Annotated in this window: 17 protein-coding genes; 12 read left to right on the plus strand and 5 right to left on the minus strand. The window is 60.2% G+C overall.

Annotation, left to right across the window (positions count from 1 at the left end):
- Positions 1-49: 49 nt before the first annotated feature.
- The 4 genes from C2846_RS11175 to C2846_RS11190 form a co-directional block, all read right to left on the minus strand.
- Complete coding sequence (locus tag C2846_RS11175; RefSeq protein WP_080050996.1) at positions 50-442, minus strand: globin; 393 nt, start codon at positions 440-442, stop codon at positions 50-52.
- 212 nt (positions 443-654) lie between these two features.
- Positions 655-1,491: a rhomboid family intramembrane serine protease gene (locus C2846_RS11180; protein WP_080050997.1), complete on the minus strand. Its 837-nt coding sequence runs from the start codon at positions 1,489-1,491 to the stop codon at positions 655-657.
- Positions 1,492-1,508: 17 nt separating this feature from the next.
- The gene (locus C2846_RS11185) at positions 1,509-2,477 is read right to left on the minus strand and encodes a metallophosphoesterase (protein WP_080050998.1); all 969 of its coding nucleotides are present in this window, start codon (positions 2,475-2,477) and stop codon (positions 1,509-1,511) included.
- Positions 2,478-2,482: 5 nt separating this feature from the next.
- Entirely contained in the window at positions 2,483-3,364 is an 882-nt protein-coding gene (locus C2846_RS11190) for an NAD(+) kinase (RefSeq protein WP_119701486.1), read from the minus strand.
- A 156-nt stretch (positions 3,365-3,520) separates the two neighbouring features.
- On the opposite strand from C2846_RS11190, the gene C2846_RS11195 reads away from it, so the two are divergent.
- Complete coding sequence (locus C2846_RS11195; protein ID WP_119701487.1) at positions 3,521-4,465, plus strand: DUF1853 family protein; 945 nt, start codon at positions 3,521-3,523, stop codon at positions 4,463-4,465.
- A 49-nt stretch (positions 4,466-4,514) separates the two neighbouring features.
- Here C2846_RS11195 and C2846_RS11200 read toward each other — a convergent pair whose 3' ends face one another.
- The gene (locus C2846_RS11200) at positions 4,515-5,360 is read right to left on the minus strand and encodes a hypothetical protein (RefSeq protein WP_080051001.1); all 846 of its coding nucleotides are present in this window, start codon (positions 5,358-5,360) and stop codon (positions 4,515-4,517) included.
- A 200-nt stretch (positions 5,361-5,560) separates the two neighbouring features.
- Between C2846_RS11200 and pyrC the strand changes: the two genes are divergently transcribed.
- From pyrC to nirD, 11 genes are all read left to right on the plus strand, one after another.
- Positions 5,561-6,595 (plus strand): dihydroorotase, encoded by a 1,035-nt coding sequence (gene pyrC, locus C2846_RS11205; RefSeq protein ID WP_080051002.1) that lies wholly within the window; start codon positions 5,561-5,563, stop codon positions 6,593-6,595.
- A gap of 28 nt (positions 6,596-6,623) precedes the next feature.
- Positions 6,624-7,295 carry a ribonuclease T gene (rnt, locus tag C2846_RS11210; RefSeq protein ID WP_080051003.1) on the plus strand — a complete coding sequence of 224 codons (672 nt, stop codon included), beginning with the start codon at positions 6,624-6,626 and terminating at the stop codon, positions 7,293-7,295.
- Between the two features lie 354 nt (positions 7,296-7,649).
- Entirely contained in the window at positions 7,650-8,624 is a 975-nt protein-coding gene (locus tag C2846_RS11215) for a TAXI family TRAP transporter solute-binding subunit (RefSeq protein WP_080051004.1), read from the plus strand.
- A 76-nt stretch (positions 8,625-8,700) separates the two neighbouring features.
- On the plus strand, positions 8,701-11,292 hold the full coding sequence (locus tag C2846_RS11220; RefSeq protein ID WP_080051005.1) for a TRAP transporter permease: 2,592 nt from the start codon (positions 8,701-8,703) through the stop codon (positions 11,290-11,292).
- Between the two features lie 9 nt (positions 11,293-11,301).
- Positions 11,302-11,730 (plus strand): universal stress protein, encoded by a 429-nt coding sequence (locus tag C2846_RS11225; protein ID WP_080051006.1) that lies wholly within the window; start codon positions 11,302-11,304, stop codon positions 11,728-11,730.
- Positions 11,731-11,919: 189 nt separating this feature from the next.
- Positions 11,920-13,137 carry a CmpA/NrtA family ABC transporter substrate-binding protein gene (locus C2846_RS11230; RefSeq protein WP_119701488.1) on the plus strand — a complete coding sequence of 406 codons (1,218 nt, stop codon included), beginning with the start codon at positions 11,920-11,922 and terminating at the stop codon, positions 13,135-13,137.
- The gene (locus tag C2846_RS11235; RefSeq protein WP_080051008.1) at positions 13,122-13,697 is read left to right on the plus strand and encodes an ANTAR domain-containing response regulator; all 576 of its coding nucleotides are present in this window, start codon (positions 13,122-13,124) and stop codon (positions 13,695-13,697) included. Before C2846_RS11230 ends, C2846_RS11235 begins: the two co-directional genes overlap by 16 nt.
- Before the next feature lie 238 nt (positions 13,698-13,935).
- The gene (locus tag C2846_RS11240; RefSeq protein ID WP_080051009.1) at positions 13,936-15,147 is read left to right on the plus strand and encodes a nitrate/nitrite transporter; all 1,212 of its coding nucleotides are present in this window, start codon (positions 13,936-13,938) and stop codon (positions 15,145-15,147) included.
- A 2-nt stretch (positions 15,148-15,149) separates the two neighbouring features.
- Entirely contained in the window at positions 15,150-16,808 is a 1,659-nt protein-coding gene (locus C2846_RS11245) for a bifunctional protein-serine/threonine kinase/phosphatase (protein WP_080051010.1), read from the plus strand.
- Between the two features lie 370 nt (positions 16,809-17,178).
- On the plus strand, positions 17,179-19,635 hold the full coding sequence (nirB, locus tag C2846_RS11250; RefSeq protein ID WP_080051011.1) for a nitrite reductase large subunit NirB: 2,457 nt from the start codon (positions 17,179-17,181) through the stop codon (positions 19,633-19,635).
- Positions 19,632-19,958 carry a nitrite reductase small subunit NirD gene (nirD, locus tag C2846_RS11255; RefSeq protein WP_080051012.1) on the plus strand — a complete coding sequence of 109 codons (327 nt, stop codon included), beginning with the start codon at positions 19,632-19,634 and terminating at the stop codon, positions 19,956-19,958. The genes nirB and nirD overlap by 4 nt, the downstream gene beginning before the upstream one ends.
- The last annotated feature ends 57 nt before the right edge of the window (positions 19,959-20,015 follow it).

Below are 20,015 nucleotides of genomic sequence, written 5' to 3' on the forward strand. Positions count from 1 at the left end.
CAGGAGCTGGCTTTAGAGCACTATGGTATTGCTCACCCTGCGCTACTGTTCAGTAGCCTGTTTTTATCACCTCAATCCCCTTGCTCAGTACCTGCTCCCAGGCCCGCAGGACCGTGCGGTCACTATCGCGGTCGTGCGCGTCGATGGTCTTGAGCAGTGCATCCAGCCACAGCTCATATAAATGCGGTTCGATATTCAACCGGTGACGCGAGTGGGATTCGGCCAAGGCCTTGAGTTTGGTCGGCGGCAGGCCCCGGGCATACAGCACCAGATTCAGAATGCCCTGACGCAGCAACTGCTTCTGGGCCGGCATATCGGTATTCTGGAACTTGTCGCGGATTTCAGCGGAACTGGCGAGAAAAGTCTGGTAGAAGTCATCAAAAAAGCTGGTCGACGCGCAGCAGCGGCCATAGCTCTGCATTACCACATCATTGACAGACATAAAGATCCCTTTTACTTGGCTGGGCACGAGGCAAACTGAAACCACGCTATGGGTTTCAGGTATGGGTATAGAGTTGGAGTATTTTCCGAATATTTATGAAGTGCGTACCGAACAGTCGCACTCTCTTATAAGTTACTGATTATAAAGGGCGTAGGGAAAAACTGTAAATCGACATCCGGGCTCGCAGCCCGGGCGCAAAGGCCATCAGCCGCTCACTGGGCGCCTCTATGCCTGGATAACGCTCCCGCCAGCGCTCCGGTGGCACAGCCAATCAGCAAACCACTGACATGCGCGGTATTGGCGATCGCGCCAAACCCCAGCAAAGTCACCAAGCCGGTCAGACATAGCACCAGCCAGACCAGCATCAGAATCACCACGCCCTTGGGCAGGTCGAAGTGCACGTTTGGCGCAATCCACTGGTACAGCCAGCAATAGCCCAGCACCCCGTACAGCACGCCTGACAAGCCGCCGAACAGCACCGAGCCGCCGATCAACCACTGACTGACGTTCGATACCAGGGCAAACAACAGTGTCAAGCCCAGCAGCCAGAGACTACCTGAACGCATCTCGATGCGCCGCCCCAGCTCCCAGTACCAGAGCGCATTGAACGCCAGGTGCAGCACACCGAAATGCAAAAAGATCGGCGTGATCAGCCGCCACCACTGGCTCATATCCGGCTGTTCGAGCAAGTAGCCATCTGCGCCCAGAGGCACCAGGGTAAACAGCACCACGGTCGTGGGGTCACTACCCAACCGGGTAATGGCGGCGACTACTGCGGTGACCAGCAGCACCGCCATGGTCAGGGGAATATGCCTGAGCGAGTGTTGCCAGGGGGTGGTCTCGGGTTGCACAGGTCGCTCAGGCTCATCAATCGCCGGCACACCAGAGGCATACAGCGTCTGCACGATCTGGGCGTCTGCCTCGTCCACCGTCCATACCACCTGACGCCCACCCTCTTCGCTGATCCGATGCACTACGCCGCGGCTGCGCAGAAAGCGCGCCAACTGGCTCAAGTCTTCATCGAGAGGGCATTGCAAAGCACGGATCATGCAGGCATTCCTTGGCGTCAGGCCAGTCGGGGCACATCGACCCAGACAAAGTGGTTACGATCAAGATGACGTTCGCCATCCCAGCGATAGGCGACCAGCTTGCCATATTTGACCGCACTGTAGTCCAGACAGGCCAGATTGGGACGGATCGGATGCGGTTTGCCCTGCTGCCAGTAATGCCCGACGAACAGAATCGGCTCATCACGGCCATACACCAGCAACTCGGCCTTCTGATCATCACTCAAAGGCCGGGCAGCAACCTCCTCAGGCAAGCCATCGGGCTGAAACACGATATCGCCATAGGTCTGCGGATCCTCTTCCCAGAACTTGGTCCGGAAAAAAGCGCGGGTCAAACCATCCTTGCCGGTCATGGTCTGACCGTGCGGCAGGCGCATATCGGTGCCGCGCAGTAGCCGGTCAAGTACCTGGACGGCAAAACTGTCACGCTCAACCGAAGCCCGAACAAACTCGTCATCGATGCAGGCGTCCGGGTACTGGGCCGCAAATGGCTGTATCAGGCTGTCATCCCAGCAGGCATGCACCAGACGCAGCGGCCCCAGGTCAAGAAACAGTGGCAACTGGTAGAACCAGTCAAGAAACGCCTTCCACTCCTGGGGCCAGGCTGCGAACTGCTCAAGGGTTTCGCGAATCTGCCGATGATGGCGCTCGGTATGCTCGCGGACAAACTGCCGTCCGCTTCCGGCTGGTGCCGGAGTCTCCCAACCCAGCGCATTGAACTCGTGATTGCCCATGATGCAACGTGCCTCACCGGCATCAACCATATCGCGAACCAGATGCAAAGCCTCGCGAATACGTGGCCCACGATCGACGATATCGCCAAGAAACAATGCCTGACGCCCCTCCGGGTGACGCCAGACACCAGCCTGCTGACGGTAGCCGAGCAACTCAAGCAGGCGCACCAGGGTCTGGGCGCACCCGTGCACGTCGCCAATGATGTCGTAGCCTGGGTGTTCAACCTCTGCCATGACAGTCACTCCGTCAAACGACTGGACCAACCCAGCTTGTTGCGGCAAATTTCGTAGAAATTATGATCAACTGGATGCAGCAGCCGAAGCTTTTGTGGTTTTTTGCGGATCGTCAGGCTGTCACCGGGGGCACAGGTAATATGTACCTGCCCGTCACAACTGACCTGGGGATAAATGCCGCTCTGTTTGGAAATCAGAATTTTCAGCTCGCTGTTGCCGTCGACCACAATCGGCCGGCTGGACAGGGTATGCGGGAACATCGGCACCAGCACGATGGCATCCAGCTTCGGGTGCATGATCGGCCCACCAGCTGACAACGAATAGGCCGTCGAGCCGGTTGGCGTGGCGACAATCAGACCGTCGGATTTCTGACTGTAAACGAACTGGCCATCGACATGCAGCTCGAACTCGATCATCCGCGCCGATTTGCCAGGGTGCAGCACCACATCGTTGAGTGCCTCGCTGCTGCCTAATTGTTCCTCGTCGCGACGGACAAAGGCATCCAGTAAAAAGCGTGTTTCGACCAAATAACGTCCAGCCAGCACCTCGCCAACCCGGCGCTCCAGATCGTCCGGCGAAATATCGGTGAGAAAACCCAGCCCACCGCGATTCACTCCCAATACCGGGACGTTGTAGCGGCACAGCGCCCGCGCCGCACCCAGCAAACTGCCGTCACCACCGACTACGATCACCAGATCGCAGATCTCGCCCATCATCTTGCGCGAGCAGACCTGCAACTGGTGACCTGGCAGCAGATCGGCCACAGCGTCTTCAAGAATCACGCTGTGACCGTGATCGAGCAGAAACCGCTTCAGGCGCTTGAGAGTATCGACCACCTTGCCGCTGCCCAAACGACCGATTAACCCGACATTGCGGAACTGCTCCATACCACCTCGCAAATTGACGACTTGAGGGTTGCCCGTGCATGCATGAGACTGAACAGACAACCTGCAACATGGGAGGCCGTCACTAGGTCCTAGTGACGGCATTCTCAGAGGATTATCCGTGGCCAACCGGCGGCTGGCAAATCAACGAGGGCGATCATGATTGAGCAACTGCGCCACCCTGTTGTCAGGGATCTCGCCTGGGTGGCTCTGTCAGCACCATTGCTAGGGCCTGGCGCCCTGCCCCTGCGCGACCCGTTGGATGGCTCAATCTGGCGCAGCGAACCCATGCGCTTGCACCAGGCCTTGGTACAACTTGAACGCCAACCCCAGCGCCTGGACGATGTCTTTGCCAATGCCCGCGACAGGCGCCTGGGCAGTTACTATGAGCGACTCTGGCATATGCTGCTGGAGCTGGCTCCCGACGTGCGCCTGTTGGGCCACAACATTACTCTGCATCGCCAGGGGCGCACCCTGGGCGAGCTGGACCTGTTGCTGGAGACCCCGAACGGAGAAGTGCTGCACCTGGAGCTGGCGATCAAGTTCTTTCTGGGCTACCCGCAAGGAGTAGATACCAGTTTGAGCAGCAGTCCGGCTTCGGCCTGGTGGGGGCCAGACCCGCAGGACCGGCTCGACCGCAAGCTCAACCACATGCTCACACATCAGCTCCCGCTCGGTGTGCAACTCGACCTGAGCGACAGCGCTTGGCCACGCGTTGAGCGCTCCTGTGCCTGGCTACAGGGTTGTCTGTTTTATCCAGCGGCTCAGCCCATGCCACGGATGATCCATGCAACTGATACCCCTCAGACGCATCTTTGGTGTCATGTTCACCAGGCCAGCGAGCGACTCCCGGCTGACAGCCACTGGAGCCCACTAGCCCACAAAGCCTGGCTGATGCCGCCCTCAAGCCCGTCTGTGGTGCTGAGCCCGGATCAGATTGCAGCGCAACTCGGCGGACTGCTCGACAGCAGTCCGGGCGGCGTCATGCTGTGGCGCATTGATGATGCCGGCACCGACCCGCTTCAGGCTCAGCGCCTGTTTCTGGTCAGCCGGCACTGGCCAAATAAGGGAGACTCTGAGCAACTCCTTGCGTACTCAGCGTGACCTGAAGCATGCAAGGAGTTGTTCAGAGGCTCCCTAGACACCTGATCGCTTAACCCGGATCGCTGGTATTGCGACTCTGAAAGCGCGCCAGATCACGCTTGAGTGACAAGTTGAGCTTCTGCTGTTGCTCCAGCTCTTTCTTGACGTCGAGCAACTCACCCTGTACCACGCCCAGATGCTCGGCATGACGCGACTGCATCGCAGCCAATGCCCGCTGCTGGTTTTCTTCCTGCTCACGAAGCTGGGCCTGCAACTCGGCCACCTGCAGAGCAAAAGCCTTGAGTTGCTGCTTCAATTTGGGCGTTTCATCATCCACTGACGGGGATGGGGGTGGCGCCGGCTCTGGCTCAGGGCGCTCGATCAGCGGGTCCGTATTTTTGCCGTACCAACCTTCCTCGGCAGCGATTTGCAGCCGCTCGGTCGCGATCACCGCCAGCGCTTCTTCGTCTTCACCGAGGATACCCAGGGTATTACGGGTCACCGCTTCCTTGACATGCATCAGATCGGAACGCCCGCCACGCTGCCCCGGCTTCCACAACAGCGGCCGGTATTCGGGGTTCTGATTAAAGCCCAGACACACCAGACGGATAGGCCCGCCGCCCATATCCGGACCACGTCCGGCCTTCTCTGCCAGCGAGCGCAGCGGCAGGTTCCAGAGCCGGTTGATGTAACCGTTCTGGTCAAAATCGATGGTGAAAAACACGGCTGCCCTGACATGCAGCCGGGCATTGATCTGGAGAAAGACCGCTTCGACAGTTTCGTCAATGTACTCGGGATGACTGACCATGCCGTCGAGCAAAGCCTCGAACTCGGGATACAGCATCTCGCTGCAGATCCCGCGTTCGGAAAAGAACATTACCGCTTCGATCAGCGCAGGCTTGCGTGTCGTACTCATTCATCGGCTCCCGCCATGATTCTTTCTAATACTCTGCGCCCTTGCGTGGAGGCTTACACCCGCGGCCAGTGTAGGCCAAAGCCCGCCAATGGTGTGTGATGCACTTGGCAGACAGCCCAACCCATTCACCGCCGCACGAGTGTCAAAAAGGCAGCGTTTCCGGTAGCATGGCGGCATCGCCACTGCCCGGAAACCTCTCGATGACTGACCGCCTGACCCTGATCCGGCCCGATGACTGGCACATTCACCTGCGCGACGGTGAGGTGCTCAAACACAGCGTAGCTGATGCTGGCCGGGTTTTCTCTCGCGCCATCATCATGCCCAATCTGGTACCTCCGGTCCGTGATGGCCAACAGGCCGACGCCTACAAGGCCCGCATTCTGGCCGCCCGCCCGGCAGGCAGCCAATTCGAGCCGCTAATGGTACTGTACCTGACCGATCAGACCACCCCCGAGATGGTCCGTGCAGCAAAGCTGCAAGGTCAGGCCGTGGCCGCCAAGCTCTATCCGGCCGGCGCCACCACCAACTCGCAATCTGGCGTGACCGCCCTGGAAAACATCTACCCGGCGCTTGAAGCCATGGCTGAAGTAGGCATGCTGCTGCTGGTCCACGGTGAGGTTACCCATGCCGAGGTCGACATCTTCGATCGTGAAAAGGCCTTTATCGATCAGCAACTGGTCAAGGTGGTCGAGCGCTTTCCCACGCTCAAGGTGGTCTTCGAGCACATTACCACTGGCGACGCCGTTGACTTCGTGCGCAGCGCCTCGGACCAGGTCGGCGCCACCATCACCGCCCACCACCTGCTGTACAATCGTAATCACATGCTGGTTGGCGGCATTCGTCCGCACTTTTATTGCCTGCCGATTCTCAAGCGTCAGCGCCACCAGCAGGCTCTGGGCGATGCGGTCGTATCCGGTTCGAACAAGTTCTTCCTGGGGACCGACTCGGCTCCCCATGCCCGCCATGCCAAGGAAGCCGCCTGCGGCTGTGCTGGCTGCTACACTGCACATGCGGCCATCGAATTGTATGCCGAGGCCTTCGATGAACTCGGCGCCCTGGACAAGCTCGAAGGCTTTGCCAGCCTGCACGGCCCAGACTTCTACGGCCTGCCGCGCAACACCGATCAGATTACCCTGATACGTGAAGACTGGCAGGCCCCCAACAGCCTGCCGCTGGGTGATCATGAGGTGGTGCCGCTGCGCGCCGGTGAAACCATTCATTGGCGAGTCATTTGACCCGTCAAAACAGCATTAAGGACCGCGTGTGAGCGAGTTTGAGTTCGATCCCGACCTGCACGAAGAGCAATTGAACAAGGGGCCAAAGCCTCCCATGGCCTACCGGTTCCGGGGGTTCCTGCCAGTAGTGGTGGACGTTGAAACCGGCGGTTTCAACGCCGCCACCGATGCCCTGCTGGAAATTGCCGCGACCACCATAGGCATGGACGATGAAGGTCTGGTCTATCCAGACCAAACCCATTTCTTCCGGGTTGAACCCTTCGCAGGCGCCAACATCGAGGCTTCAGCCCTGGAGTTCACCGGCATCAAGCTGGATCATCCACTGCGCATGGCGGTTTCCGAGCAGCATGCGCTGGGCGAGATTTTCAAGCACGTACGCAAGGCGGTGAAGTCTGCTGGCTGCAAGCGGGCGGTTCTGGTCGGGCACAACGCCTTCTTTGACCTGGGCTTTCTCAATGCCGCAGTCGAGCGCTGCGAGATCAAACGCAACCCGTTCCACCCGTTCTCCTGCTTTGACACCGCCACTCTGGGCGGCCTGGCCTACGGTCAAACCGTGCTGGCCAAGGCCTGTTCGGCTGGCGGCATCGATTTCGACGGCCGCGAGGCCCACTCGGCACGTTACGACACCGAAAAAACCGCCGAACTGTTCTGCGCCATCGTCAACCGCTGGCGTGAAATGGGCGGCTGGCCACCGGTCTAGTCCCTACGGCTCCGGGCTCGCATGCGAGCCCGCTCGAGCAAGCAACAGCATTCATATTGGGCAACACTACGTTCGACGACTTGCTCGAATCGGGTTAGCCGGTTATTGTCAAAAAAGAGTTCCCAGGCCGGCGTACAACGGAATGAACCTTGCTTGATCCCTCATCGGGAGCCTTCCGCATATCTCCGTTTCCGGCTTCCAGCTCTGCTGGCGGCATCTTCCGCTACACTTATTAGTCTGTGATCCAGACGTTGGCCCTGAACGGGCCTGACTGTTAACTACAGTCATTAGCAAGTGACGTCGACACCGTACCTAAGGTGTCGATCCAAAATCAGAAAAAGGAGTCACCCTCTCATGAAACGTCAATCCCTCGCCACGCTGTTTTGCGCAGCCATCGGTTACGCCACCCTGGCGGCTACCCCGGCTGTAGCCCAGCAGAACTTCGTCACCATCGGCACTGGCGGCCAGACCGGCGTGTATTACGTAGTCGGCCAGTCAGTCTGTCGACTGCTGAATCGCAACAGCAGCGAGCACGGCATCCGTTGCAACGCCCCTTCAAGTGGCGGCTCGGTCGCCAACGTCAACGCCATTCGCGGCGGTGAAATGGACATGGGCGTAGTGCAGTCCGACATCCAGTACAAAGCCTATGCCGGAGTCGAAAACTTCGAAGCCGCCGGCCCCTATGAAGGCATGCGTGCCATGTTCGCCCTGCATGGCGAGCCGCTGACCGTTGTGGCCCGTCGCGATGCCGGCATCACAACTGTCTACGACCTCAAGGGTAAGCGGGTCAATATCGGCAACCCCGGCTCCGGTCAGCGCGACACCATGGACGTGGTGATGGCGTCACTGGGCTGGACAACCCGCGACTTCTCGCTGGCCTCCGAACTGAGCGCTGCCGAGCAGGCTGCGGCCCTGGGTGACAACAACGTCGATGCCATGGTCTATGTCGCCGGCCACCCCAACGGCTCGATTCAGGAAGCCACCACCACCGTCGACTCGGTCATGGTTGAGGTTGCGGGTGAGGAAATCGACAAACTGATCGAAGAACGCCCCTACTACGCCAAGGCTATCATTCCCGGCGGCATGTACCGCGGCAACGACAACGACGTAGCTACCTTCGGGGTTCGCGCCACACTGGTGACCTCTACCGCCACCTCTGACGAAGTCGTGTACCAGACAGTCAAGGCAGTGTTCGAGAATTTCGACCGCTTCAAGCGCCTGCACCCGGCCTTCGCTACCCTCACTGAAGAGCAGATGATCAAGGAAGGTCTTTCGGTACCTCTGCATGACGGCGCCATCCGCTACTACAAGGAACGCGGCTGGATGTAAGCCAGACCCACGGACCGCCCCACCGGGCGGTCCGTTCGTTTGAACCGTTCAAAAAATCAGAAGAAAAGTGCCTGTCATGAGTGAACCGAGTACCAAACGGGAAGACCTCAACACTGAACTGGAAGACCTGGTCGCCACCAGCGACACGGGTGCACGCAAACCCCGGGGGATCCCCGGCAAATTGCTTGTCAGCATTGCGGCCGCCTGGTCGCTTTTTCAATTATGGATTTCCTCGCCGCTGCCGTTCATGGTCGGCTTCGGCGTGTTTAACAGCACCGAAGCTCGCTCCATTCACCTGGCTTTCGCGGTGTTCCTGGGCTTCATGGCCTTCCCCGCCTTCAAGCGTTCCCCCCGTGACCGGGTACCGCTGCTGGACTGGATTCTGGCGCTGCTGGCTGCGTTCTGCGCAGCCTATCTGTTTCTGTTCTACACCGACCTGGCCCGCCGCCCGGGCAGCCCGACCCAGGTCGATGTAATAGTCGCCGTCACTGGTCTGGTGCTGCTGCTGGAGGCCACCCGCCGGGCGCTGGGGCCGCCGTTGATGATCGTCGCCCTGGTGTTCATCGTCTATTCGCTGGCCGGCCCGCACATGCCGGGGATTCTGGCGCACCGGGGCGTGAGCCTGGAGGCGCTGACCAACCATCAATGGCTCACCACCCAAGGGGTATTCGGGATTGCCCTGGGTGTGTCGACTAGTTTCGTGTTTCTGTTCGTGCTGTTCGGCTCACTGCTGGATAAGGCTGGTGCCGGCAATTACTTCATCAAGGTAGCCTTCTCGCTGCTTGGTCACTACCGAGGCGGGCCGGCCAAGGCAGCCGTAGTGGCCTCGGGCATGACCGGGCTGATCTCCGGCTCCTCGATCGCCAATACCGTGACCACCGGCACCTTCACCATCCCAATGATGAAGCGGGTTGGCTTCCCGGCGGAAAAGGCCGGCGCAGTCGAGGTGGCGTCATCGGTCAATGGCCAGATCATGCCGCCGGTCATGGGCGCCGCCGCCTTTCTGATGGTCGAGTATGTCGGCATTTCCTATGTCGAAGTGATCAAGCATGCCTTCCTGCCGGCGCTTATTTCCTATATCGCCCTGGTCTACATCGTCCACCTGGAAGCGATGAAGGCCGGCATGCAGGGGCTGCAGAGCAGCAATCCGCAGCGCCCGCTGCTGCGCAAGCTGATCGGTTTTCTCACCGGCCTGCTGTTGCTCATGGGGCTGTCGTTTGCGGTCTATTACGGACTGGGCTGGCTCAAGCCGCTGCTCGGCGACGCCGCCAGCTGGGTAATTGCCGGTGGCCTGGCAGTGGTTTATGTCAGTCTGTTGAAACTCGGCGCACGCTATCCGGAACTGGAGCTGGACGACCCCAACTCGCCAGTGGTCAAACTGCCGCAGACCAAGCCTACGGTAATGTCCGGGCTGCACTACATCCTGCCGGTCATCGTGCTGATCTGGTGCTTGATGGTCGAGCGCCTGTCACCCGGCCTGTCGGCCTTCTGGGCCACGGTGTTCATGATTGCCATCATCCTCACCCAGCGCCCGCTGATGGCTCTGTTCCGAGGACGCAGCAAGGTGGTCAACGACCTGCTGCACGGCCTGGATGATCTTTGGCAGGGTCTGGTATCAGGCGCGCGCAACATGATCGGCATCGGTATTGCCACCGCTACCGCCGGGATCATCGTCGGTGCGGTATCGCAGACCGGGGTCGGTCTGGTACTGGCCGACCTGGTGGAAATCCTGTCGATGGGCAACCTGATGCTGATGCTGGTACTGACGGCTGTGCTCAGTCTGATTCTCGGTATGGGCCTGCCAACCACCGCCAACTACATCGTGGTCTCGGCCCTGCTGGCACCGGTGATCGTCACCCTCGGCCAGCAGAACGGTCTGATCGTACCGCTGATCGCCGTACATCTGTTCGTGTTCTATTTCGGCATTATGGCTGACGTTACCCCTCCCGTAGGATTGGCCTCATTCGCAGCAGCGGCAGTGTCCGGCGGCGACCCCATCCGCACCGGCTTTCAGGCCTTCTACTACAGCCTGCGTACTGCGGCGTTACCATTCCTGTTCATCTTCAACACCGACCTGCTGCTGATCAACGTCGACTTCTGGCACGGGATACTGATCTTCATCGTCGCGACCATCGCCATGCTGATCTTCGCCGCTGCGACCCAGGGCTGGCTATTGGTACGCAGCCGCTGGTACGAAAATCTGCTATTGCTGCTGGTGGCCTTCACCCTGTTCCGCCCGGGGTTCTGGATGGACATCATTCATGATCCCTACGAGTCGGTGCCACCGGCGCAATTGGCCGAAGTGCTGAACCGGGTCGATGACAACAGTTACCTGCGCATGCAAGTGGCTGGTGAAGACGATATCGGCAACCCCCGTACTTTCTTCCTGCTGGTCCCGGTACCCGACGGCACTGACGGCCAGGAGCGGCTGGATAACCTGGGCTTGGGTCTGATTCAGGAAGATGAACGCACTCTGGTCGATATGGTCAACTTCGGTAGCCTGGCCGCGGAACTGGGTTTCCAGTTCGATCAGGAAATCATCGAGGTCATGGCCCCGGTTGATCGCTGGGCCAAGGAATGGATGTGGATACCGGGCTTCCTGCTATTTGGGCTGATTGTCGGCCTGCAATGGCTGCGCCAGCGTGCCCATGCCCCGGCACTGCCCTGAGGAGGATGCATGTACAACAAGATCCTGTTACCCATCGATCTTAACCACAAGGCCTCCTGGGACCGCGCCCTGCCGACCGCACTAGTGCTGTGCAAAACCTATGACGCTTCGCTGCATGTGGTCACGGTGATGCCTGATTTCGGCCTGCCACTGGTAGGCGGCTTCTTTCCCAAGGAGTTCACCGATCAGGCAAAGAAAGCCCTGACCGACCAGTTCAAAGAGTTCATCAAGGAGCATGTGCCCAAGGACATCAAGGTCCAGCGCATTGTGGTTGACGGCAAGCCCTATGAGGCCATTCTGCGGGTCTCGAAGAAGCTCAACGTCGACCTGATCGTCATGGCCTCACACAAACGCAAGCGTCTGGAGGAGTACCTGCTCGGCACCAACGCCATGCGGGTGGTCCAGCAGTCGAAGAAGTCGGTAATGATCGTGCGCTAGGGAGGTGCTGATTAAGTGCATTAATTGCACGTCCGGTTGGCGCCGACCTGTTCTGGACCCGGCACGCCCCTTGCTTGCTTCTCGACAGGGCATCAATGGTGATGCCCATCAACGACAACGGCGTCGTGCTGACAGATCGGTAATACCGAGGCTGCGGCACGGCGTTTTTTATTGCCTGTGGAACATGACATGCAAACGGATACCCCAAAGCAGTCCGACCCTCTGGCCTGGGTTGCGGGCAACGACGCCCCGGAAAAACCGGTACTCAACATCGGTTTTATGCCCTTGACCGACTCAGCTTCGCTGATTGTTGCCGCCACCCAGGGATTTGCCCAGCAATACGGCCTGAGCATCAACCTCAAACGACAGAATTCCTGGGCAGGCTTGCGTGACCGGCTGCTCAGCGGTGAACTGGATGCCGCTCAGGGCCTGTACGGCCTGGCCTATGGCATTCACTTGGGGCTGGGTTGCCCTGCCACCCCCATGGCGGTGCTCATGGGGCTGAACCAGAACGGCCAGAGCATCAATCTGTCACGCGCAATGCTTGAGACCGGCGTGACCAGCGGTGAGGCACTGGCGCGCAAAGCGCACCACGACGGGGCAAAATTGCGTCTGGCACAGACCTTCCCCACCGGCACCCATGCCATGTGGCTGTATTACTGGCTGGCCGCCCACGGCGTTCACCCGCTGCGCGATGTCGAGACCCTGGTGGTGCCTCCTTCGCAGATGGTCGAGCACCTGCGAGCTGGACGTATCGACGGTTTCTGTGCCGGCGAGCCCTGGGGCGCCTGCGCGATTGCCGAAGGGATGGGCTTCACCCTGGCGACCAGTCAGTCAATCTGGCCGGATCATCCGGAGAAAGTGCTATGCACCACCGCTGCATTCGCCGAACAGTACCCTAACACCGCCCGCGCCCTGGTCATGGCTCTGCTCGATGCCAGTCGGTTCATTGATGAAAACGCTGCCAATCGCGCCGGTACCGCGCAACTGATCAGCGCCAGCGAGTATGTCGACGCTCCCCTGGGTGCCCTGCTCCCACGTTTTCAAGGAGAGTATGATGACGGTAACGGGCGAGTCTGGCAGGATAGCCACCCGCTGCGTTTCCATGCTGGCGGTGCGGTCAACCAGCCCTACCTGTCCGACGGCATCTGGTTCATGACCCAGTTCCGGCGCTGGGGCCTGTTGCGCCACGATCCTGACTATCTGGCCGTGGCTCGTCAGGTTCAGCAGACCGGCCTGTATCATGAGGCAGCCTCGGCGCTGGGCATTGCAACAGCCCCTGGCGACATGCGCAGCGCCTGCTTGATGGACGGCATAGACTGGGACGGTAGTAACCCCCATGACTATGCCCATGGTTTCAAGCTTCATGCCCTGAGTGATGACAAGACGTTATGCGAATCCTGCTGATCAACGATACCGCCCGCAAGGTCGGTCGCCTGAGCGAGGCACTGCGAGACGCCGGGTTCGAGGTGTTCGACGAATCCGGCCTGTCAATCGACCTGCCGGCCCGGGTGCAGAGCTGCAAGCCGGATGTCATTCTGATCGACAGTGACTCTCCCGGACGCGACGTACTGGAACAACTATGCCTGGTCAGTCGCGACCAGCCCAAGCCGATCGTCATGTTCACCGACGAACAGGACCCGGCCATCATGCGCCAGGCCATTCAGGCCGGGGTCAGCGCCTATATCGTCGAAGGTATCAACAGTACCCGACTCAAGGCCATTCTCGACGTGGCCCAGGCCCGTTTCGAAACTGACCAGCAGTTGCGCGCCGAACTGCAGGCCCGCGAGCAGCAACTCAACGAGCGCAAGCGGATCGAAAAGGCCAAGGGGCTGTTGATGACCATGAAACAGTGCAGCGAACCCGAGGCCTACACCCTGATGCGCCGCCAGGCCATGGCCCGCCAGCAGAAGCTGATCCAGGTCGCCGAGCAGATCATCGCCATGCACGAGATGCTCAACGATTAGTGCAACGGCACTGCACACCACCTCAACACCTCCCTATACCGTCATCGCGAGACAAACCAACCCTGGCACACTTACTGCATATATCTCCTGCAGGTAACCAACGGCGGTTGCCTGAACAGACAACGACGTCATCCCCGACCCGGACCAAGTCCGGGGTCGGGGGTGGCGTTTTTTTTTGCCGCAATGCTGCAGGCAAAAGCCCCCAAAGCCTGATTTTGCGTACGTTGAGGGATTGCACATGAATACAAGCTTCTGGAAAGCCGGCCACGCACCCACGCTGTTCGCCGCTTTTCTCTACTTCGATCTGAGCTTCATGGTCTGGTACGTGCTCGGCCCCCTTGCGGTGCAGATCGCCACCGACCTGGGCCTGACTGCACAGGAACGGGGCATGATGGTAGCCACGCCGATCCTGGCTGGTGCAATTCTCCGACTGCTACTTGGCTTTCTGGCTGATCGCACCTCACCCAAGACTGCCGGCATCTTCGGCCAGGTAGTCGTAATTCTGGCCCTGCTCGCCGCCTGGACGCTGGGTATCAACAGCTATGAGCAGGCGCTGTTGCTTGGCCTGGGCCTGGGCTTTGCCGGGGCGGCCTTCGCTGTCGCCCTGCCGCTGGCCTCGCAATGGTACCCGCCGGAGCACCAGGGCAAAGCCATGGGCATCGCCGGCGCCGGCAACTCCGGTACCGTGCTGGCTGCATTGTTCGCCCCAGGCCTGGCCTATCTGTTCGGTTGGCAGAACGTGTTCGGCTTAGCCCTGATCCCTCTGGTGGCAACCCTGCTTATCTTCACTCTGGTGGCCCGTAACGCTCCACAACGTCCCAAGCCCAAGGCTGCCCGTGACTATCTGATGGCGCTGAATGATCGTGACAGCTGGTGGTTCATGTTCTTCTACAGCGTTACCTTCGGTGGCTTCATCGGCCTAGCCAGCGCCCTGCCTGGCTACTTCAATGACCAATACGGGCTCGATCCAGTGATCGCCGGCTACTACACCGCTGCCTGCGTCATGGCCGGCAGCCTGATGCGCCCGCTCGGCGGTGCCCTGGCCGACCGCATCGGCGGTATTCGTTCCCTGTTGTTCATGTACTCGGTGGCCGCCATCTGCATAGCGCTGGTGGGCTTCAACCTGTCCAGCTCGTTCGCCGCACTGGCCCTGTTCGTTGCTGCCATGCTCGGCCTGGGGGCTGGCAACGGCGCGGTTTTCCAGTTGGTACCCCAGCGCTTCCATCGTGAAATCGGGGTCATGACAGGCCTGATCGGCATGGCTGGCGGGGTCGGCGGCTTCGTATTGGCGGCCGGCCTGGGCACCATCAAACAGCATACCGGCGACTACCAGCTTGGCCTGTGGCTGTTCGCGGCACTCGGCGTACTGGCCCTGATCGGTCTGAGCGGCGTCAAGCGCCGCTGGCGGACCACCTGGGGCTCTTCGGCCGTCACCACGGCCAGGGTCTGAGCATGAGCCTGCAACTGCGCATTGACGAGGCCAGCGCCGCTGGTCCACGCAAGGAAAATCAGGATGCTGTGCGGGTGGTTACCCCCGCACCGCAGCTGGCGGCCAGCAAGGGCCACCTGCTGGCCCTGGCCGATGGCGTGAGCCAATGCAGCGATGGCGGCCTGGCCGCCCGTGCCACCCTACAGGCTCTGGCGCTGGACTACTACTCCACACCGGAAACCTGGTCGGTCACTCAGGCGCTGGAGCGTCTGCTGACCGCCCACAATCGCTGGTTGCGAGCCAATGGCGGTGGCCTGCCGCTGCTGACTACCCTGACCGCCCTGGTGCTGCGCGGGCGTCGTTATACCTTGGCCCATATCGGTGACTGCCGGGCCTATCTGCTGCGCAACGGTCGACTGCGCAAGCTGACCAATGAGCATGTCTGGGAACAACCGGGCATGGAACACGTGCTCAAACGGGCGATGGGATTGGATGAACACCCGCTGATCGATTACCTGGATGGCGAACTCGACGAAGGCGATCAGCTGTTGCTGGTCAGCGATGGGGTATGGGCCTATCTCAACGACCAGGCAATCCATGACACCCTGGCTGCCAACGACGCCCCCGGCCGCTGTCAGCGGCTGATCGATCTGGCCCTGGCCAATGGCGGGCAGGACAATGCCAGCGCACTGCTGGTCGGTATCGACACACTGCCTGACAGCAGCCTCGACGACGCCCTGCAACCGGCTGACGAGCGCGCCCTGCCGCCGCGCCTGAAACCCGACCAGCAGTTCGAGGGCTGGCATGTCCAGCGGGAACTGGGCGAAACCCGCCAGTCGCTGCTGTACCGGGTCAAGGATGGCCTCGGTCAGCCCTGGCTGCTTAAGACCCTGCCCCCTCAGCGTCAGGATGAACCACAGGCCTGCCGCGAACTGCTGCAGGAGGAATGGTTCCTGCGTCGGGTGGCCGGGCAATCGGTCCCTGAGCTGCATCCGCTGCCCGAACGTCAGCACCATTACTACGTGATGCGCGAGTACGCCGGACAGACCCTGGAGCAGCACAAGCGCGAGCACGGACTCTGGAGTCTGGCACTGTTCCAGCAACTGGCACCGCAACTGATCAAGGCCGTCGGCCTGCTGCACCGACGCAACCTGCTGCACCGCGACATCAAGCCGGACAATTTGCATCTGGGCGATGACGGTGTGCTGCGCCTGCTCGATTTCGGCCTTGCTTTCTGCCCCGGCTTGTCCCAGTGGCAGACCGGCAACCCGCCTGGCACTCCCAGTTTCATTGCTCCGGAAGCCTTTGCCGGGGCCGAACCCAGCCCGCAACAGGACCTGTATGCGACCGGCGTCAGTCTCTATTACTTGCTGACCGGGCATTACCCCTACGGCGAGATCGAGGCCTTCCAGCGCCCCCGCTTTGGCCGCCCCGCCCCACCCAGTCGCTATCGCCATGATTTGCCGGGCTGGGTCGACGAATGCCTGCTCAAGGCTCTGGAACCCGATCCTGATAAACGCTACGAAACCGCCGAAGAGTGGTTATTGGCTCTGGAACAGGCCGAGCGCCTGCCCCAGCCCAGCCGCCCTTTGATCGAACGCGAGCCGCTGGTGGTTTGGCGCGCCGTGGCCCTGACCTCACTCGCACTCAATCTGGTGCTGTTGATGCTATTGCTTCGCTGAGTTCCCTGGGGGTGTCGTCCCTCACTCGACGGCATGCCTGGTACCCCCCATGTTGGGTCGAGGTACGACATCCCCAGGAACCTTTTTCACCCAACCGGGCCACAAGCCCAACAAACGCACCATTGCAGTGCAAAACGCCACAATAAGGTGCACAAGAAGAGCCCGGCAAGTGGCTCAAGCCATTGAAAAACAATAAAAATATAAATTGGCACACTGTGTGCATTGCTATTACCAGCAATTCACATACAACGGTCCTGTCAACGGCGACAGGTCGTTTCCTGACCGATCAGGACCTGGACAAAGGCGTCCTACCGCGCGAGCGGTGGGGCGCCTTTTTTGTTTTACGCTCATTACAACGGAGCACAACAGGATGCAAAAGCTCAAGCTGGTGATGGTTGGTAACGGCATGGCCGGGGTACGAACCCTGGAAGAACTGCTGAAACTGACGCCCGACCTCTACGAGATCACCGTGTTCGGCGCCGAGCCGCACCCCAACTACAACCGGATCCTGCTGTCACCGGTCCTGGCCGGGGAACAGACCTTCGAGGAAATCATCCTCAACCCGCTGTCCTGGTACGAGGAAAACGGCATTACCCTGCACACCGGCCGCAAGGTGGTGAAGATTGATCGGCGCAACCGCAAGGTGATCGCCGACGACGGCACCGAAGCTGAATACGACCGTCTGCTGCTGGCCACCGGCTCCAACCCGTTCATTCTGCCGATTCCAGGCAACGATCTGGACGGTGTGATCGGCTACCGCGATATCGCCGATACCGAAACCATGATGGAAACCGCCAAGACCCACAAGCATGCGGTGGTAATTGGTGGCGGCCTGCTTGGTCTGGAAGCGGCCAATGGTCTGAAACTGCGCGGCATGGATGTGACCGTGGTGCATATCGGTGACTGGCTGCTGGAGCGCCAGCTCGACCGCACCGCTGGCGAACTGCTGCAGAAGTCGCTGGAAGATCGCGGCCTCAAATTCCTGCTGCCGCAGTTCACCAGCGAGCTGCTGGACGATGGCGACGGCCGTGTCTGCGGCGTCAAGTTCAAGGATGGCAGCGTGATTCCAGCCGATCTGGTGGTGATGGCGGCCGGGATCCGGCCCAACACCGAACTGGCGGAAAGCGCGGGTCTGGCCTGCAACCGCGGGATTTTGGTCAGCGACACCCTGCAAACCTACGACCCGCGCGTCTACGCTATCGGCGAGTGCGCCAACCATCGCGGCATTGCCTACGGCCTGGTAGCCCCGCTGTTCGAGCAGGCTAAGGTCTGCGCCAACCATCTGGCGATGCTCGGCTATGGCCGCTACGAGGGTTCGATCACCTCGACCAAACTCAAGGTCACCGGTATCGACCTGTTCTCCGCTGGCGAGTTCATGGGCGATGACAGCACTGAGCAGATCACCCTGTCCGATCCGATTGGCGGGGTCTACAAGAAGCTGGTGATCAAGGATGACATTCTGGTCGGCGCCTGCATGTACGGCGACACTGCCGACGGTGGCTGGTATTTCCGGATGGTCAAGGAGCGCCACAACATCCGCGAGATTCGTGACCACCTGATGTTCGGCGAGAACGCTATCGGCGACACCGGCCACCAGGGCCAGAACAAAGCCGCCAACATGCCTGACGATATGGAGGTATGTGGCTGCAACGGGGTGTGCAAGGGCACCATCGTCAAGGCGATTCAGGAACACGGGCTGTTCAGTGTCGATGATGTGAAGAAACACACCAAGGCTGGCAGTTCCTGTGGTTCCTGCGTGGGCCTGGTGGAACAGATCGTGATCAATACCGTGGGCGGTGCCGCCGATGTGAAGCCCAAGAGCGAGAAGCCGGTCTGCGGCTGTACCGACCTGAATCACGGCCAGGTGCGCAAGGCGATTCGCGAGCATCACCTGACCAGCATTCCGGAGGCGATGGCTTTCATGGAGTGGCGCACGCCGAACGGCTGTGCGACCTGCCGTCCGGCACTGAACTATTACCTGATTTCGACCTGGCCGGGTGAGGCCAAGGATGATCCGCAGTCGCGCTTCATCAACGAGCGGGCCCACGCCAACATCCAGAAGGATGGCACCTATTCGGTGGTGCCGCGGATGTGGGGCGGTGTGACCAATGCCTCGGAACTGCGGCGGATTGCCGATGTGGCGGACAAGTACAACGTGCCGATGGTCAAGGTGACCGGTGGTCAGCGGATTGATCTGCTGGGCATCAAGAAAGAGGACCTGCCCAATGTCTGGAAGGATCTGGACATGCCCTCGGGGCATGCCTACGGCAAGTCGATTCGTACCGTGAAGACCTGTGTGGGCAGCGAGTTCTGCCGTTTCGGTACGCAGAACTCGACGCAGATGGGGATTGATCTGGAGCACGCCCTGTTCAACATGTGGTCGCCGCACAAGGTGAAGCTGGCAGTTTCGGGTTGCCCGCGCAATTGTGCCGAGTCGGGCATCAAGGATGTGGGGATCATCGGGGTGGATTCCGGCTGGGAGCTGTATATCGGCGGCAACGGCGGGATCAAGACCGAGGCCGGTGAGTTCTTTGTGAAGGTGAAGACCGAGGATGAGGTGATGGAATACTCGCTGGCGTTCCTGCAGCTCTACCGTGAGGAGGCCTTCTATCTGGAGCGTACGGTGCACTATATGCAGCGGGTCGGTATGGAGCACATCAAGCAGGCGGTACTGGAGGATGCTGAACGGCGCAAGGCGCTGCATGAGCGGCTGCTGTTCTCGTTGTCGTTCGAGCAGGATCCGTGGAAGGAGCGGATCGAGAAGGAAGACTTGAAACAGGAATTCCGCCGCATTGCGGTACAGCAGTTGGAAGGAGTGAACGCATGAACTGGCTGGATATCTGTGCTTTGGAAGAGATTCCGCGTTTGGGTTCGCGGGTGATCGATGGTCCCAAGGGTGATATTGCGTTGTTTCGCACCAGCGAGGATGAGGTGTTTGCGCTGGATGACCGTTGCCCGCATAAGGGTGGGCCGCTGTCGCAGGGGATTATCTACGGTAAGCAGGTGGCCTGTCCGCTGCACAACTGGCAGATCCAGTTGGAGAGTGGCGAGGCGGTAGCGCCGGATGTGGGCTGCACCCATCGCTATCCGACCCGGGTTGAGGGTGGTCGGGTGCAGGTGGTTTTGGAAAAGGCGTTGGCGTCGGCATGACGTTGGCACTGATTGATTCGAGTTTCGACGCTGGCGCCATTGCCGGTCGGCTGAGCT

The organism is Pseudomonas jilinensis (assembly GCF_003586265.1).
Taxonomy (GTDB): domain Bacteria; phylum Pseudomonadota; class Gammaproteobacteria; order Pseudomonadales; family Pseudomonadaceae; genus Halopseudomonas; species Halopseudomonas phragmitis.